The organism is Streptomyces sp. GbtcB7, from assembly GCF_019091445.1.
Taxonomy (GTDB): domain Bacteria; phylum Actinomycetota; class Actinomycetes; order Streptomycetales; family Streptomycetaceae; genus Streptomyces; species Streptomyces mirabilis.
Map to the genome: position 1 here is coordinate 1 of NZ_JAGXJM010000514.1, position 244 is coordinate 244.

Consider the following 244-nt stretch of genomic DNA (forward strand, 5'->3'; position numbering starts at 1 on the left):
CCGCTGAGGGAGCTCGTCAGCACCTCGACGAAGATGCTGACGACGAAGAACCCCACGAACACGAACACCGCGACCACGACGACGACCACCCACACACCCCCGCCGGAGGGGAGCCGACCGGCGGCGGGCAGCTCCTTGCGGTGGGCGGCGACGGCCGCACGGTCGACCGGCTCGGTGAGCGGGGTCGGGTCGAAGGTCGATGTGCTCATCGGTTCACCTCGTCGGAGTCGGACGTCAGGGCGGC

1 protein-coding gene is annotated in these 244 nt (G+C 70.5%); it reads right to left on the reverse strand.

Annotated features, from left to right (window positions below):
* Nucleotides 1-209, reverse strand: a 209-nt coding sequence (locus tag KVT44_RS56655) for a hypothetical protein (protein ID WP_217577113.1), incomplete at its 3' end; no start/stop codon positions are given.
* Nucleotides 210-244 lie beyond the last annotated feature (35 nt).